The 14341-nt window shown below is 60.6% G+C and carries 18 protein-coding genes, 2 tRNA genes and 1 pseudogene; 4 read left to right on the top strand and 17 right to left on the bottom strand.

Annotated elements, in window-relative coordinates; translation table 11 throughout:
* The first annotated feature begins 37 nt into the window (after positions 1-37).
* The gene (locus HK436_RS12990; RefSeq protein WP_173190385.1) at positions 38-874 is read left to right on the top strand and encodes an alpha/beta fold hydrolase; all 837 of its coding nucleotides are present in this window, start codon (positions 38-40) and stop codon (positions 872-874) included.
* Between the two features lie 229 nt (positions 875-1103).
* Here HK436_RS12990 and HK436_RS12985 read toward each other — a convergent pair whose 3' ends face one another.
* Entirely contained in the window at positions 1104-2054 is a 951-nt protein-coding gene (locus HK436_RS12985) for a porin (protein ID WP_173190383.1), read from the bottom strand.
* A gap of 571 nt (positions 2055-2625) precedes the next feature.
* On the opposite strand from HK436_RS12985, the gene HK436_RS12980 reads away from it, so the two are divergent.
* The 3 genes from HK436_RS12980 (at position 2626) to HK436_RS12970 (ending at position 3777) form a co-directional block, all read left to right on the top strand.
* Positions 2626-2716 (top strand) — tRNA-Ser (locus tag HK436_RS12980).
* 545 nt (positions 2717-3261) lie between these two features.
* Positions 3262-3338, top strand: a tRNA-Arg gene (locus HK436_RS12975).
* Positions 3339-3507: 169 nt separating this feature from the next.
* Entirely contained in the window at positions 3508-3777 is a 270-nt protein-coding gene (locus HK436_RS12970; protein ID WP_173190381.1) for a DUF3601 domain-containing protein, read from the top strand.
* Positions 3778-3830: 53 nt separating this feature from the next.
* Here HK436_RS12970 and HK436_RS12965 read toward each other — a convergent pair whose 3' ends face one another.
* The 16 genes and pseudogenes from HK436_RS12965 to HK436_RS12895 all read right to left on the bottom strand — a co-directional run bounded on the left by HK436_RS12965 (position 3831) and on the right by HK436_RS12895 (position 14336).
* Positions 3831-3968, bottom strand: a complete 138-nt coding sequence (locus HK436_RS12965; protein WP_173190380.1) for a hypothetical protein — start codon at positions 3966-3968, stop codon at positions 3831-3833.
* 312 nt (positions 3969-4280) lie between these two features.
* The gene (locus HK436_RS12960; protein WP_024350780.1) at positions 4281-4766 is read right to left on the bottom strand and encodes a peptide-methionine (S)-S-oxide reductase; all 486 of its coding nucleotides are present in this window, start codon (positions 4764-4766) and stop codon (positions 4281-4283) included.
* Between the two features lie 2 nt (positions 4767-4768).
* On the bottom strand, positions 4769-5623 hold the full coding sequence (locus HK436_RS12955) for an alpha/beta fold hydrolase (RefSeq protein WP_024350781.1): 855 nt from the start codon (positions 5621-5623) through the stop codon (positions 4769-4771).
* A 29-nt stretch (positions 5624-5652) separates the two neighbouring features.
* Complete coding sequence (locus tag HK436_RS12950; protein WP_024350782.1) at positions 5653-6147, bottom strand: Dps family protein; 495 nt, start codon at positions 6145-6147, stop codon at positions 5653-5655.
* A gap of 192 nt (positions 6148-6339) precedes the next feature.
* Positions 6340-6606, bottom strand: a complete 267-nt coding sequence (locus tag HK436_RS12945) for a hypothetical protein (protein ID WP_024588016.1) — start codon at positions 6604-6606, stop codon at positions 6340-6342.
* Positions 6607-6668: 62 nt separating this feature from the next.
* A complete protein-coding gene (locus tag HK436_RS12940; protein ID WP_201767728.1) occupies positions 6669-7115 on the bottom strand; it encodes a nuclear transport factor 2 family protein in 447 nt (148 codons plus the stop codon).
* 158 nt (positions 7116-7273) lie between these two features.
* On the bottom strand, positions 7274-8029 hold the full coding sequence (locus tag HK436_RS12935) for an SDR family NAD(P)-dependent oxidoreductase (protein WP_024350784.1): 756 nt from the start codon (positions 8027-8029) through the stop codon (positions 7274-7276).
* 38 nt (positions 8030-8067) lie between these two features.
* On the bottom strand, positions 8068-8349 hold the full coding sequence (locus HK436_RS12930; RefSeq protein ID WP_024350785.1) for a DUF427 domain-containing protein: 282 nt from the start codon (positions 8347-8349) through the stop codon (positions 8068-8070).
* A 64-nt stretch (positions 8350-8413) separates the two neighbouring features.
* Positions 8414-8686, bottom strand: a complete 273-nt coding sequence (gene grxC, locus HK436_RS12925; protein WP_024350786.1) for a glutaredoxin 3 — start codon at positions 8684-8686, stop codon at positions 8414-8416.
* Positions 8687-8736: 50 nt separating this feature from the next.
* Positions 8737-8916, bottom strand: a complete 180-nt coding sequence (locus tag HK436_RS33570) for a hypothetical protein (protein ID WP_081651911.1) — start codon at positions 8914-8916, stop codon at positions 8737-8739.
* Positions 8849-9208 carry a response regulator gene (locus HK436_RS12915; protein WP_035449975.1) on the bottom strand — a complete coding sequence of 120 codons (360 nt, stop codon included), beginning with the start codon at positions 9206-9208 and terminating at the stop codon, positions 8849-8851. Before HK436_RS12915 ends, HK436_RS33570 begins: the two co-directional genes overlap by 68 nt.
* Before the next feature lie 16 nt (positions 9209-9224).
* Positions 9225-10382: a sensor histidine kinase gene (locus HK436_RS12910; RefSeq protein WP_244648937.1), complete on the bottom strand. Its 1158-nt coding sequence runs from the start codon at positions 10380-10382 to the stop codon at positions 9225-9227.
* Positions 10383-10412: 30 nt separating this feature from the next.
* Positions 10413-10763: pseudogene (locus HK436_RS33565) on the bottom strand (GAF domain-containing protein); the annotation flags it as partial.
* A gap of 132 nt (positions 10764-10895) precedes the next feature.
* Positions 10896-11966, bottom strand: a complete 1071-nt coding sequence (locus HK436_RS12905; protein WP_024350788.1) for an NADP-dependent oxidoreductase — start codon at positions 11964-11966, stop codon at positions 10896-10898.
* Positions 11967-11981: 15 nt separating this feature from the next.
* Positions 11982-13247, bottom strand: a complete 1266-nt coding sequence (locus HK436_RS12900) for a thiolase family protein (protein ID WP_024350789.1) — start codon at positions 13245-13247, stop codon at positions 11982-11984.
* A 75-nt stretch (positions 13248-13322) separates the two neighbouring features.
* Positions 13323-14336 (bottom strand): NADP-dependent oxidoreductase, encoded by a 1014-nt coding sequence (locus tag HK436_RS12895; protein WP_024350790.1) that lies wholly within the window; start codon positions 14334-14336, stop codon positions 13323-13325.
* Positions 14337-14341 lie beyond the last annotated feature (5 nt).

The raw sequence follows: 14341 nt of genomic DNA, 5'->3' as shown, positions 1-14341 counted from the left end.
CTTCATCGAACAGCGCTTCTCCGCACCCGACGGCCTGATGCTGTCGGCGCGGATCTATGGCGCGGGCCACGATGGCTTGATGCCGGCAATATGCCTGCCCGGCCTCACCCGCAACGCCCGCGATTTTCACGAGCTGGCGCTTTATCTTTCCAGGGACGCGCAGACACCCCGGAAAGTGGTGGTGTTCGACTATCGCGGGCGCGGCCGCTCGGACTATGACCAGGACTGGCACAACTACAATGTCGCCGTTGAGGCACGCGACGTGGCCGCCGGCCTCGTGGCGCTGGGGCTAGAGAATTGCGCGTTCATCGGCACGTCTCGGGGTGGCCTGATCATCTTCGCACTGGCGGCGATGGTGCCGCGCGCGATCAAGGCGGTCGTTCTGAACGACATCGGCCCGGTGCTTGAAGGCGCAGGTCTGGCGCAGATACGCGCTTATGTCAAAAGAGCACCGAAGCCGCAGAGTTTCGAGGAAGCTGCCGGCATATTGAAGGCAGCCCAGGGAGCGGCCTTTCCCGCGCTGACCGAAGACGATTGGCAGCGGATGGCTCGTGCCCTCTATCGCGACGAAAAGGGGCGGCCCGTGCCCGATTTCGACCCCGCGCTCGTCAAGACGTTGAAAGGGATCGATTTCAGCAAGCCGCTGCCCGTCTTCTGGCCACAGTTTCTGGGATTGAAGGCAGCACCGGTTCTGGCGATACGCGGCGCGAATTCGATGCTGCTATCTGCCGAAACACTGAAGGCGATGAAAGACCATCATCCGCGGCTCGAAGCTCTGACGGTGGATGGCCAAGGCCATGCGCCGATGCTCGAGACCGGCGATCTGCCTGCGCGCATAGAAGCTTTTCTGGAACGCTCCGAAGCCAATCGATAGGCAATCGGACGCCACCGACGGTCCGTTGGTCTTGGGCTGAAGGCCGCCGCCGTCTGACGAAAGCTGCTCCGCTGCGCCCGACCCGACTTTCCTAGCCTGCATCTGCACGACAGCACACAAGTCCATCTGGCCATGGCCATGAGCGCCTAAAACCGTTCAAGCCATCCCGAAATACGAAAAGACCCGGCAGTTGCCTGCCGGGTCTTTCTCAAATCAACTCGTAAGCTGATTAGAAGGTACGGTCGAAGCGGATAGCCGCACGCCAGTTGTCGACGTCACCCACAATGGTGTCGGTCGTGGTGTACTGGACTTCCGGACGGATGCGGAGACCCGAAACCGGACGCCAGTCGAGACCACCGGTGACCTGCCAGGTGTCGTTGGAGGCCAGGTACTCGTCGTCGAAGTACTGGACAGCAGCAGCGATCGCCAGGGTCTGGCTCACGTTAGCCTTGGCGTATGCCAGGACCGAGAATTCCGAACCACCGATGGTGTAGATGGAGCCCGGGCCGCTTGCGTAGAAGAGGTGTGCACCGACGTCGAACATGCCGAACTTGGCATTGCCAACGAGCTTCGCGCCCCACTCTTCCACAACGGTGTCGTAGCCGACCATGGCGCCGATGTCGCCCCAGCCCTGGGTCAGCTTCACGCCGCCTTCGACAGCCGGCTCGAACTCACCAGAACCACGCTCAACAGCAGCGATGATTGCCGAGAAGCCGTTGGCGCCATTGTACTGGTAGGACAGCTCGCCCGAGTTGTTGAAGCCGTAGGAGCCATCGAACGGGCCGAACGGCGAACCGTAGCCGAGGAAGCGAGCATACGGCGTATCGCTCTTACCGAGACGGATGGTGCCGTTGGCCTGCTGCAGCTCGATGAAGCCCTGGTTCAGGACGGTGCCGCCGGAACCGCCAACCAGACCGCCGGTCGAGTTCCAGTTGAAGCGAGCCTCAACATACGAACGGAGCGTGCCCCACTCGGTCTCGTTGCGCGCATCAACATTGAGCTGGAAGCGAGCGAACTTGCCGAAGCGGTAGTCATGCAGGTCGCCGTTGCCGTCAACCCAGTCGGCATCGTCGTAGTGCATCTCGTAGCGCATGTAGCCACCGATGCGCAGGCAGGTCTCGGTGCCCGGGATGTAGAAGAAACCAGCGCCGTACACGTCGCAGATGCGAACGTATTCCATCGGCTCCGGCTCGGCGATGACGATCGCATCAGCTGCGCGAGCGCCGGTTGCAGCGACAGCAGCACTGCGGAGCCGAGAAGAAGGCTCTTGATGTTCATTTTCTGACCTCCAGTCAAAAGTTAAAAAGCGGGTCTGGGTATTTTTTGCTGAAGGACAGCGTTCCCTGCCCCATCCCCAATTCTCGAAAAAGACGCGACTTCACGCCCCTTCTTCGAGCATGACAATACGCATCGCGCCGTCGCGTTCAACTGCGTTCCCGGTCAGGAGGGGCTTGTGTGAGTGCTATCCAAAATCGCTGTTGCACAAATGACACGATTTCGATGCCCCTGGTAAGGAACTCTTAACCGCCAGGCCGCCCCGAGGGCCTTTATGGGGCTGGTCGAGCGCAGAATCGGTCGGTACCGAGCGGAGAATCGCGGGCAATCAGCGATTCCTAACATGGGGTCGCGGATGCTGATCCCCTGATGTCTGGAAAGCGCCGCTTTAGAAGGAGCCGAGGCTCTCAGCTTTTTCATATGCGGGCGACGCGCTTGTTGATTGTGCGGCGCGTTTTCTTTATCCAGCGGGCGACGGAGAGGTGGCCGAGTGGTCGAAGGCGCTCCCCTGCTAAGGGAGTAGGCTCCAAAAGGGCCTCGTGGGTTCGAATCCCATCCTCTCCGCCAGTTGCTGCGCCAAGGCTTTTCAATCTCTGTCGGATACAGCCTGTGAAAGGCTAAACGCAGTCGCCACCTCCGCACCGAGGCGCAGAACTCCGGCACTCGAGTCCATTTCCGCGCGTGCGATAAGCTGGAGTTCCAGCAATGTCGCTGCAGGGCTTCCGACATTCATACGCAGCTCTGCGATCTATCTTCGCCAGCCAAACTGGCCTGCAATGGACCTACGACGCCGATAGCTTATGTTGAATGTGATCGGCCCGCGTCCGATCTTGAGAGCCTGTTGCCGGTCTTCGCCTCGATTTCACCTGTTGAAGCCGCCGATGCCATCCTGTAAGAACCCGCACTAGGCGACCCAGTGGCCACACCCGGAGCACTTCTGGGATAAGCACCCGTAGCTCAGCTGGATAGAGCGCTGCCCTCCGAAGGCTGAAGTCAAGGGCTGCTGGTTTGTGAGAGACGTAGAAAAGGAGTTTGTTTACAAAGGTTTGCGGGAGTTACCGTTGAGGCTTCCACCCTACAGGTTTTCCGCGTAAGCACTGCGTAAGCAACAGGCACCCATAGCTCAGCTGGATAGAGCGCTACCCTCCGAAGGTAGAGGTCTCAGGTTCGAATCCTGATGGGTGCGCCACCCCTCTCTTTGGGGATGGCGCTACAAGCGCTCGCCGAGCACTCAATAAGATGACACTGTTGCGGTATGTGAGCGTGCCGGCGATTGGCGCCCAGTCGAGTTGCGCGGCACTGACCGTGCCCTCTTAAACCGACCGTAACGAGATCGCCTCGGCGTTAGGCCCATCGGAGTGGCGGTGATCGTAAGATGGTTCAGTAGGAACACTCTCGGGAAGGCGTATGGGCATTTGCATCCCGGACGTCATTATCGCGTCGAACGCGACTTCCGTGATCATGACGGACGCCTCCATCGCCAGGGGCAACAATGGCGCTACCGCACATACACATTTCTTCCCTATGAAGATGGCCTGTCGCTTTTCTTTCTCACCAAGGACGGCGACGATCTGGAGATCGCCTTCAGGATCGAACCGGTGCCGAAGCAGCGATTATTGCAGCCCTGAGTGATGTCCTCCCGCAATGCGAGCCGTTTTATCGAAGCGTGTTTGCTGGCCTGCTAGCCGTCGATGGCGACAAGCTGGTTTCCTTCGACGGCGTCGATCGAGTGGCCTTCGGTTGGCAGGACGTTACTACGGTCGCCGCTTTCTATGGGCAGCAGCACTACGACGAGACGCGTTGCCTCACGATCAGCCATCGCCGTGGAACCGCAATCTTCCTGGCAGAGACTCATAGCGTGTGGCACCCCTTCCTCGACGGCTTGGAAACGAGGTTAGAGCGGGTCGTGCCTCGCCAGAGATGGCTGAAAACCTTGGACGAGGATCGATCCCGATCCATCCCAGTGTTCAAGCGTTCACGTCTTTAGATGCGTCCGTGAATCCTGCTGGCCATCGTTTTAAAAAAAATAGGAAGCAGCGCGGACGGCGGCTTCTCAGAAAAGGTACCATCGATCTTTCGCTCGAAGTTGTTGGCAGTTCGGTCGTTCTGACAGATGCCGATACAGCCGTGGCTACTCGGGAAGCGCGTTCTCCGAAAAATGCTTGCGGATGAAGTCGAGCTTGGGATCGATGTATCGACGACAAAAGGGTCTGTTTGGGTCGGTGCGATAATAGTTCTGGTATCTCTCGTCCGAAGCCTTGAAGCCCACGAACGGCAGGATGAGGGTGTGGACCGGCTTGCCGGCCTCCTCAGCGAGTCCGCGTATCGCCTCTTCGGCTTCGACCCGCTGACTCTCGTCGAAGATATAGATCGCGCTTCGGTATTTGTTTTCAACCGAGCGGGCACGTGTAGCGGAGTGTGTGCGCAGGTGCACCTCGGACAGTGTCCCCAGCCCGATAACGGAGGGTTCGAACGTCACGACCACCCCCTCAGCCCAGGTGTTCGCCGGGGCGGCCGATTGTAGGAAACCCTGCTCGACCTGCGTGACGCCACGCAACGCTTGGAAAACGCCCTCGGTGCACCAGTGGCAACCTCCTCCAAAGCCAACCTTTGCCATACTTAACTCCTGCGCAAAGGCACAACGGCCGGGCCAGACTTATCGAGCTGGCGGACGAACGCGATGATCCGCTGTCCGACATCGTTCGCCATTTCGACATGAGGGTAGTGTCCAGCGCCCTCGACAATCATGGTTTCGGCATGGAGCCTCGAAGCCAAGCTCCGGGCTTCTTCGACAGGGTCCGTGAAGTCGGGATCCTTTGTGCCCATGACGATGAGGCTCGGCACAGAGATCTCGTCCAAGATCGCTGCGGTGTCGGACTTCGACAATGAGAGCATCGTCAAGAGAGCCTGCATGCGCTTTGGCTCCCTGAGGTTTGCAGCAATCGCCGCTTTTACCTCAGCATGATCCGGCGCCGGTTTCGTCGGGAATAGGCTGCTCCAGTAAGTGGTCCAGAACCAGGTTCGCCATGGCCCCGCGAATCCGAGCCCAAGGACAAGTTTCTGGATCGTCGTGAGGGGAAGATCGCGAACGATCGGACCGAGCAGCACCACCCCGTTGACGTGACTAGGAGCTTCCTTGGCAGCCCAAAGCGCGGAGCCGGCTGCGAACGAGTTGCCCATGATCACGGCTGGCCCGTCAGCCAACTGTCGGAGGATGGCGACGGCGTCACGGCCGACCGCTCGCGCGGAGTAATCCGACCACTCCGGCGACGATTGGCCGAATCCGCGGACGTCCATCGTCACCACTCGGCATCCCGCATGCTGCAGCATGGGCTTGATGAGCCGATACTCGGAGCGCAGGTCTCCCATTCCTGGGATGCCTACGACGAGAGGTCCGGTTCCACCCGTATCGTCGAAGGCTATCCTACCGCCCTCTGTCTGAAGGAACTGGGTCTGCACATCGTTAGGCGCCATGAAACGATCCGATCCGTTGAGCAGCAGACCTATCGGCTGACTTCGAAAAGGAACCACGCTCGGCGTTCCGCTTCGTCGGTCCAGGTATCGATCAGGCCGGAGGTCGCGTTGTCCTTCGCCTCGTCGGCGACTTCCTTTGCGCGGCGCAGCGACTCGACCATGTGAAGATTATCGGCGCGCAGCTCCGCCAGCATGTCCTGCGGCGTGACGAACTCAGCGTCGTTGTCCTTGATCGTCTGGTGGCGGGCGATATCGCCGATCGATCGTATGGTCGTATTTCCGGTCTTCCGGGCGCGCTCCGCCATCGCATCGGTCGCTGCGAGGATTTCCGCAGCTTGCTCATCGAGAAGGAGATGGTAGTCCCTGAAGTACGGGCCCGAGACATGCCAGTGAAAGTTCTTTGTCTTGAGGTAGACCGCATAGCTGTTCGCCAATATTATCTTCAGCGCGTCGGCAACCGTCATGGTCGCGTTCTCGTCGAGGTCAGATGGTGAAGGCACGGTTGCAGCACTGGAGTTTGTCATCGCGTGAACTTCCTCGATGATGGCTTGCGCAAAAGATCAGCGCCGATTCTCTGGCACGCTGAGGTATAGAGGATGAATTTACCTCAGATCGAAGTCCAATGGCTTGTGTCTATAGTTTCGATAGTTCTGGCGACCAGAAGGGCGCTTGGAGCGGCACGGGAACATGGGAAGGCAGCGAACCCCACATGCTCATCAGGCATTCGGCTGATAGCCCAATACGAAAGCGATAACCTTCTCCGAGGACATCTCGCACGGCTTCAGCGACGCACTGCCCGAAGCAACGCGATACAGATTGAAGCTGACGATGTCGTTCCCGGCTAGTTCTCGAGCAAAAAGGCTGTTCCTCCGTCCATCCTCCGACCGACGAACCGTCACGCCGAAACGCCTGCCTTCGTAAGCGCCTTCGCTATACCCCTCAGGCAGACGCTCGAAAGCCGTATCGAATTCTGGATGGTCCATTCTGCATCACCGCCAATCGGCCTTCGCCCTGCGAACGTGAGTGCCGCGCCATGCGATTGGAGTCATCGCGTCAGTCTGACGTTGCGGCCCCAAAGAAACCCCGCGTCATTAGCGCTAGCGAAGTCCGGGTCTACGTAGATGAAAACACGCTTGATAAGCGCGCCGTCGAACTCGAATACGTTGGCGAAACGGCCTTCGGATCGGCCTTCAACCGGCCACGCCGTGCCGTCAGCCATAACGCCACCTTCAAAGCCTTCCACGATCACGTGGTCGCGGGCTACGTGGAAGGTCATGCGATCGAAATCGTGCTCGATCCGCTGAAGCGACCCCAACAGACCCTTGGCGACTTCCATGAATTCGGCTTTGCCATATCCAACTCCGAACTTCGGGAAGTACGTCACGACATCGTCAGTCAGAATGTCGAGAATGGTGGGATCGCCACTGTCGATTTTCCGGAAATAGTCGGTGGCGACGGCGATGCGCTCTTGGGTCAGCTCTGCATTCGGCACTCTGAACTCCTGAAATGCGGAAGCATTATCCGCTGTGGCTTCGAGAATAATGGGCCCTGCAGGATCAGCCGATCTGCTGCCCGGAATTCAACGGAGCGCTGAGGCGCGGAAGCGATCGTCCTTCAGTTATCCGCGTGACACGCCCGTCGCGCATCGATTCAGACCAGGACGCCCCCTGACACATCTATCACCGCGCCAGCTGTGTAGCTTGCAGCGGGACTAACGAGGTAACTGACGGCGCCCGCCACTTCTTCAATCGTGGCGATCCGACGGATGGGATGCATATCGATGACGGCCTGCGGAAAATTCTCAGCGACTTCCCCGGTCATGTCGGTCGGCATGATGCCAGGTTGGACGACGTTGACGGTAATGTTGCGTGGGCCAAGATCACGTTGCACCCCGCGGGCATATCCTGCGATTGCTGCCTTGGTTCCTGCGTAGTCGGCAATTCCCGGCACGATCGCTCGGGTGCCCAGGCCGGAACCGATGAAGACAATGCGGCCACCGTCAGAGATTTTCTGCGCCGCCGCACGCGTGATCGCCACGGTCCCAAGCACATTTACCATCCACTGCCTGTCGAACGCAGCGGAATCGAGCGTCGGATCGTCGACCAATTTTCCTTGGACGGCGATTGCGGCGTTGTTGATCAAGATGTCGAGCTTGCCGAGTTCAGCTACGACCTGCTCGACCATGGGCTGGGCGGCGGACGTATCCGCTTGATCGCATCGGATCGCGAGAGCGCGAACGCCTTTGGCCCTCACCACCTCGGCGACGGACTCGGCTTTATCGGCCGAAGCAGCGTAGGTGATAGCAATATCGGCTCCCTGATCGGCGAGCGTCGCCGCCAGCACGGCGCCAAGGCCCCGAGAGCCACCCGTGATGATAGCGACTTTGCCGTCCAAAACTTTCGACATCGGCGGTTCCTTTCTGAAGTCTAATGGCGGGCTGACGGCTAAGCGACGTTGACGCCTTTCCAGAAGGCGATGTGATCCTTGATGGAGTGCGCCGCCGGAGAAGGGTCGGCGTAGGTCCAGGCGGCGTTTGCATTGCGCCGGTCGCCGACCTGGAGATGAAAGTATTGCGCCGTCCCCTTCACGGGACAGACAGACGTGTGCTCGCTCGGTGCCAGATACTGCCGGTCAACCGATTGAGGCGGGAAATAATGGTTTCCATCCACGACCATAGTCTCGTCGCTGACCGCGAGGGTGGCATCGTTCCAAACTGCTGAGACCAAACCGGACTCCTCTTTTAATTTTCAGCCACTTGCATCGACCAGTGGCCCTATCTGGCGGGACAAATCAGTTTGCCGGAGTTTGTCCGGCAAGCAGCTTGTCGAGCGAGCCATCTGCATCGAGCGCAGCGAGATCGTCGGAGCCGCCGACATGCGTCTCGTTGATGAAGATCTGCGGCACGGTGCTTCGCCCCGACGACTCGATCATCGCCTTCCGGTGTGCAGGATCGGCTTCGATATCAAGCTCGGTGAATGCCACGCCCTTCTCTTGAAGGAGCGCCTTCGCGCGGCGGCAGAACGGGCACCAACTCGTGGTGTAGATGAGAACCTCAGGCTTCATGTTGTGTCTCCAATCGTTGAGGGATGACGGGCCGGCCGGATTCGCGGGGGTCATCCGAAGGTGAAGGCAAAGGCTTGCGCCCCCGGGTAGAGAAGCTCGATTTCGAAGGTGCACTCGTGGACCTCACCGCTCTGGCGTCCGAGTTGTTTGAGGCGCTGGCCATCACGCCGCCATCTTCCGGACCGTGTCCAAAACCCGGTCTTGCCGGTATGGCTTGGCGAAGAACACAACGTCCGCTGGAACGACGGCCTCGACCGGCCAAGGCCTCCCGGACGTGATGATGATCTGGATGGTCGGCCACCGCCGGCGGATGCAAATGGCGAGCATGATGCCATCGATCCCGCCGGGCATGTTCACGTCCGTGAACACGACGCGCACATCCAGTCGTTCCTCCAAGGTCATAAGCGCGGCGGATGCATTCGGCGCCTGCAAGACTTCGAAACCTGCCTCCTCGATCATGTCCGTCGCAAACAGACGGAGAAGTGGTTCGTCTTCGACGACGAGCACCACGGGTTTCACCATTCCACCCATACTCCCATCAACCTTGAACCAGGTGACGCATGGAGGCGTGCAGATCGGCCGTTAACCCGGCGGGCTCGTAGCGAACATCGACGCCCCCGGTGCCGACCAGGCCGATGTTGATCAGCTTCGATCCAAAGCCTCGGCGAGTTGGCGGCACAACCGGAGGCCCACCCCGTTCTCGCCATTTCACGCGGAGAAGGTCGTCGTCCAGGCCGACCTCGACTTCCCACGACAGCGAGACGTGGCCATCGTCACTGGTCAGCGCGCCGTATTTGCAGGCGTTGGTCAGTAACTCGTGGACGATGAGGGAGAACGAGAGCGCCGCTCGTGGCCCCAGCGCCACCGCCGGCCCACTCATGTCGACCCGATCTGAGAACCCGATCGCGTCGATCACTGTCGCTGCGACAGCTTGTAGATCAGCTTGTGTCCAACTCTTTTGAAGCAAGGCGTCGTGCGCCGCGCTCAGAGCCATCAGCCGACGCTCGAAGGCGTAGACCGCTTCGCGATCGGTGACGCTTCGCAGCGTTTGGCTGGCGATGGCCTGAACCATGGTGAGCATGTTCTTCAGGCGGTGAGCAATTTCGCCGTTCACTATGAGTTGCTGCTGCTCGGTACGATGCCTCGCGACGCCTGCCTCAAGCCGGTCCGCCGCACTTCGCAGGAACGAGATTTCCTCTGCGGGCCAAGGTCGGGGATGCGCCGAATGAACGAAGAAGACGGCGATGGTTTTGCCACGATCTCGAACCGGCATATCGACCAACGACCGAACGCCGACCCGCATTGCGCTCTCGAGATTGTGCAGAGTGCGATCGTCGGTCAGGGCGTCCCAAACGACGAGCGGGTCGCCAACGACGAGCGGCTCGCGCAAGCTCCCATACTCGTCGAGACGGTGGCGCCCGGCAATGCTCACGGCCCCCGGCGCCGTCCAATCGGTTTCGACGTCAATCGTATCGACGTCCTCGTTGACGGATCCGAACCCGGCTCGGTCTGCGGAGAGCGCTCGGCCGACGATGGCGGCGGTCGCCGAAGCCATCCCTGCGGTATCGTGGCTGCTCCGAATGGTTTCGCCGATTTCGACCAGGGCGGTCTGCAAGGCTGTGAGGCGCTCGCTCGCCGTTGCGATCCGGCGGAGTTCGAGATTTTCGCTGGCGAGACGGGCGAGCGCCTGCAGCATCGCCTTTTCCATCTCGCTGAGCCCTTCAGGCCGCGGAACGGTATCGATGACGCACAGGCGACCTACGATCGCTCCGGATCGCAGGACGAGCGGTGCGCCAGCGTAGGCGCGAAAGTGCCGGGCGCCTGTGACGAGCGGATTGCGCTTGGTCCGCGCATCATTTGTGAGATCGACGATCTCGAGAAGATCGCCCTGATCGATCTCGATCCGACAGACCGAGTGTTCGATCTCCGTCTCGCATACCTCAAGCCCGTACTTGGCTTTGAACCATTGCCGGTCAGTATCCAGCAGGGTGATGAGCGCGATGGGAACGTCACAGGCCTTTGCGGCGACAAAAACGAGATCGTCGAAGGCTTGCTCATCCGGTGTGTCGAGCACCATGAGGTCTGCAAGCGCCCGCACCCGCTGTGCCGCCCCGAAATCGGTTCTGTCAGCGCTCAGGCTCACCGCAGTTCTCCTGGATGATGCCTCGAAGGTCGAGCGTGGCCGATCATCGGCGTTTCCCGCGTCATGTCAGTGCCCCCTCATGCGGGGCGGCCACTGCGATGACGGCACGCCCGCTTGGCCGCTCTGATCGGCGATGGGGTTACCGACGGCGAGGACGATCTTGCCCTGGATATGGCCTGCCTCTGCGCGTTCGTGAGCGGCGGCCGCTTCGGAAAGGGGGTATGTGCTGTCGACGGCGACGCGAACCGCGCCGCTGTCGAGCAAGCGAGCTAGCTGGGCCAACTGGTCGCCACTGGAACGCACCTGCGTCGCCGAAACGGTCACTCCCCGGTCGGCAGCTTCATCATGTCCGGCAAAGCCAAGGGGAAAAATCGGGAACAGCGCTCCGCCCCGACGTATGGTCCGAAGGAAGCGGCCGGAGGTCGGACCGCCGACGGCATCGACGACAAGATCGATGTCTCGCACATCGTCTTCGGGTTTGGTCTTCGTGTAGTCGATGAACTCGTCGGCACCCAGTTCGCGGAGGAACGCTTCGTGCCGGGTTGAAGCGACAGCGATGACACGCGCGCCTTCGTGCTTTGCCAACTGCAATGCCAGATGACCGACACCCCCTGCAGCGCCGTTGATCATAACGCTCTTCCCAGCCAACGGGACCGGGCTGTGGCGCTCGGACTGCAGCGGGTTCTGCTCGTTATGGCCTAGCTCGATCAGGAACTGCCAAGCGGTCAGCCCCGACATGGGAACGGCGGCTGCATGAATGTGGTCCAGGTGTCGGGGCTTGGCCGCAAGGTCGGAAGCAGGCGCGGAAACATACTCGGCGTATCCCAGGCTCTCGCCGAAGCTGGGAAAGCGGATCATTCCGAAAACTTCATCGCCCGGCGAGAACGCGGTCACATCGTCGGCGACCTTCTCGACGATCCCGGACACATCCGAGCCCGGTATGGCGGGGAATGTCACCGACGGCCGCCACTCGGGCGGCAGAGCCTTGTATCCCTCGCGGAGATACCAGTCGGGCGGGTTGAGGCCTGCCGCTTGTACACGGACGAGCACCTCTCCCGGCTTTATCACAGGTGTCAGCGCGTCCTCATAGCGAAGAACATCGGGAGCGCCGAACTCATGGAAGCGGATCGCCTTCATTTTTTTGTCCTCCGATCAGATGCGTTCGAGGAGGGCGACAGTGCCTTGACCACCATCGGCGCAGATGCTGACGATCCCTCGAGATCCGACCGGCATGGCCCACAGCTCTTTCACAGCTTGGCTGAGATCACGCGCGCCGGTCGCGCCGAAGGGATGTCCGATGGCTACCGAGCCGCCGTTCGGATTGACGCGATCCCAATCGAAGTTGCCCATCTCAGCCGAAACACGGGCCTTCTCTCGGACCCAGTTCGGATCGGTGATGGCCGCGACGTTGGCCAGCACCTGTGCCGCGAAGGCCTCGTGGATTTCCCAAAGTGCGATGTCGGCGAAGCCAAGGTGATGGCGCGCGAGAAGTCGTGGAACGGCATATGACGGCGCCATCAGCAGCCCCTCCGTGCGCAGGTCGACCGCCGAGACTTCGTAGTCGATTATCCGCGCATAGGGCGTGCCATCGGGCAGCCTCTTCAGACCCTCCTCGTTGGACACCCAACAGCCGGCCGCCCCATCCGTGATGGGGGAGCTGTTGCCGGCTGTCAGGCTACCCATTCCGCTCTCACGATCGAAGGCGGGCTTCAAACCGGATAGACGTTCGGCGGATGTGTCCGCGCGCGGGTTCGCATCGCGGGAAAGCTCCGGCAACGAGATCACGAGGTCATCGAAGAAGCCGCCGTTCCAGCCGGCGACGGCGCGCTGGTGGCTTTTTAGAGCCCAGTCATCCTGAGCCTCACGCGAGATGCGCCACGCCTTGGCGGTCTCCTCCATGTGATCGCCCATCGTCCTGCCCGTAAGGCGGTTGGCCCAGCCCTTCGTGGGGAGCACATAGTCTTGAGGGGTCAACGCCCCCAGGGCGGCAAGTGCTGCGGCCGGATCCTGCGCGAAGAGATCGGTGAGTCGTTTAGATGCCTCAGCGGTGAGAGCGAGCGATGGTCGGCTCATGACCTCAGACCCGCCGACCAGTATCAGGTTGAGCCCGCCGCCGAGCATCCCGGCTGCGGCGAAGCTCGCGGTCATGCTGGTCGAGCACGCTAGGACTACGGAGAATGCTGGAACGTTGGGGTTGAGCTTCGCGTCCAGCCAGATTTCGCGAGCGATATTGCTCCAGCCCAGGTTCGGGATGACGGTTCCCCAGATCGTCAGATCGGGCTCCGCAAGCTTCGCCATTTCTTGGACGACTGGCACTGACAATGAGGCCGCGTCATAATTTGCCAGCGCTCCTCCGCCACGGCCGAATGGTGTCCGCAAGCCTGCGGCTATGAAAACTGGTTCAGCGAAGCGGCTCACGGTGATCTCCCAAAGCAAAAGATTCTAATTAGACGAGGTGGCGTGGTGCGGTCCGCTGACGGCAGGCGCCGCCCGTCAGGGCGTCTCCCCATCCCTGAGGTCGATAACCATCTTTCCGATGTTTTTTCCGGCGAAGAGATCGAGGAACGCCGACGGGGTTCTCTCGAGGCCGTGAACAACCGTCTCCTGCCATTTGACCTTCCCATCGGCGATCCACCGGGTGACGTCGCGCTGGAAATCCTCCCAAACCGACATGTTGTGGATGGTGACGAAGCCTTGCAGCAGGAGGCTCTTCTCAATAACCGCATAGATATTGCGGGGACCGACCGGCTCGCTGTTGTATTGCTCGATCATTCCGCACAGAGCGAAGCGTGCGAAGTCATTGGCCGCCTCAAGCGCCGCTTCCAGGTGCGTGCCACCGACGTTGTCGAAATAGATGTCGACACCCTTAGGCGCAGCTTCGCGAAGTGCTGCGACCATGTCGTCCGTATTCTTGTAGTTTATCGTGGCATCAGCGCCTGCTTCCTCGCGCAGCCAACGCAATTTGTCCTCGCCGCCCGCGGACGCAACGACTCGGCATTCCTTGATCTTTGCGATTTGGACAGCGAGCGATCCGACAGAACCCGCTGCTGCTGACACGAACACAGTTTCGCCAGCTCGCGGCTTTCCGATCTGGAGCATGCCGATGTAGGCGGCGAAGCCTGGGAAACCGAGCGGGCCCAGATACGCCTGCTCTGGAATCGTCGTATCGATCCTAGTAGCGGATGCGGCGTCGATGATCGCGCGGTCGCGCCAGCCGGCAAAGTGGCTCACGACCTCGCCAGGGCTGAACCGTTCATCCTTGCTTTCGACTATGACGCCGATCGCGGCGCCATCCAGAGGCTCGCCAACTTGGAAGGGCGGCATATAGCTTTCTCGACCGGTCATGCGGCCGCGCATGTAAGGGTCAACGGAGAGCCACCGGTTGGCGACGAGCAGTTGTCCTCGCTCTGGCGCGGGGAGATCCTGCTCGACGAGTTCGAAGTTGTTGGCCTGCGGTAGCCCTTCGGGACGACTTTTAAGGTGAAATTGACGGGCCATGATGGTCATGGGCG

Origin of the sequence: Neoaquamicrobium sediminum (assembly GCF_013240295.1) — a bacterium.
GTDB lineage: Bacteria > Pseudomonadota > Alphaproteobacteria > Rhizobiales > Rhizobiaceae > Aerobium > Aerobium sediminum.
The sequence above is the reverse complement of the archived record's forward strand: the minus strand, read 5'-3'. Positions and strand labels throughout refer to the sequence as shown.

Excerpts from the sequence above, each read along its gene's own strand:
- HK436_RS12910 (WP_244648937.1), bottom strand. The coding sequence starts at position 10,382 with ATGCTGCAGGCGCTCGCCCGTCTCGCCAGCGAAAATCTCGAACTCCGC.
- HK436_RS12895 (WP_024350790.1), bottom strand. The coding sequence starts at position 14,336 with ATGACCATCATGGCCCGTCAATTTCACCTTAAAAGTCGTCCCGAAGGG.
- HK436_RS12965 (WP_173190380.1), bottom strand. The coding sequence starts at position 3,968 with ATGGCTGATCGTGAGGCAACGCGTCTCGTCGTAGTGCTGCTGCCCATA.
- HK436_RS12950 (WP_024350782.1), bottom strand. The coding sequence starts at position 6,147 with ATGACAAACTCCAGTGCTGCAACCGTGCCTTCACCATCTGACCTCGAC.
- HK436_RS12985 (WP_173190383.1), bottom strand. The coding sequence starts at position 2,054 with ATGGAATACGTTCGCATCTGCGACGTGTACGGCGCTGGTTTCTTCTAC.
- HK436_RS12945 (WP_024588016.1), bottom strand. The coding sequence starts at position 6,606 with ATGGACCATCCAGAATTCGATACGGCTTTCGAGCGTCTGCCTGAGGGG.
- HK436_RS12960 (WP_024350780.1), bottom strand. The coding sequence starts at position 4,766 with ATGGCAAAGGTTGGCTTTGGAGGAGGTTGCCACTGGTGCACCGAGGGC.
- HK436_RS12935 (WP_024350784.1), bottom strand. The coding sequence starts at position 8,029 with ATGTCGAAAGTTTTGGACGGCAAAGTCGCTATCATCACGGGTGGCTCT.
- grxC (WP_024350786.1), bottom strand. The coding sequence starts at position 8,686 with ATGAAGCCTGAGGTTCTCATCTACACCACGAGTTGGTGCCCGTTCTGC.
- HK436_RS12915 (WP_035449975.1), bottom strand. The coding sequence starts at position 9,208 with ATGGTGAAACCCGTGGTGCTCGTCGTCGAAGACGAACCACTTCTCCGT.
- HK436_RS12990 (WP_173190385.1), top strand. The coding sequence starts at position 38 with ATGCTGTCGGCGCGGATCTATGGCGCGGGCCACGATGGCTTGATGCCG.
- HK436_RS12905 (WP_024350788.1), bottom strand. The coding sequence starts at position 11,966 with ATGAAGGCGATCCGCTTCCATGAGTTCGGCGCTCCCGATGTTCTTCGC.
- HK436_RS12955 (WP_024350781.1), bottom strand. The coding sequence starts at position 5,623 with ATGGCGCCTAACGATGTGCAGACCCAGTTCCTTCAGACAGAGGGCGGT.